Source organism: Chryseobacterium sp. SIMBA_028, from assembly GCF_046535285.1.
Classification (GTDB): Bacteria; Bacteroidota; Bacteroidia; order Flavobacteriales; family Weeksellaceae; genus Chryseobacterium.
Genome location: NZ_JAWRWZ010000550.1, coordinates 1 through 255, shown reverse-complemented (window position 1 = coordinate 255; position 255 = coordinate 1). Strand labels below are relative to the sequence as shown.

General features: G+C 36.5%; 1 protein-coding gene. It reads left to right on the top strand.

The window, feature by feature from the left end; genetic code table 11:
* Window positions 1–137 precede the first annotated feature (137 nt).
* The coding region (locus SCA31_RS24460; RefSeq protein WP_410699571.1) for an NAD(P)-binding protein at window positions 138–255 on the top strand (118 nt) is incomplete at its 3' end.

Below are 255 nucleotides of genomic sequence, written 5' to 3'. Positions count from 1 at the left end.
GACCAGTCCCATTTTATTAAAGAAATAAAAAAACTCTCAGGTTTTCTGCCTAAAGAACTCAGCCAAAATAAAAACGACCGATTTATACAATTTTCCGTACTGCCTGAAAAGTAATTTTGTGCCATAATTTTAACGTTATGGTCATACAACATAAAAAAATAGCAATTATTGGCGGCGGGCCCGGTGGACTTACACTTGCAAGATTACTGCAGATGAAAGGCGGTGATGTGAAAGTATATGAAAGAGATGCTCATA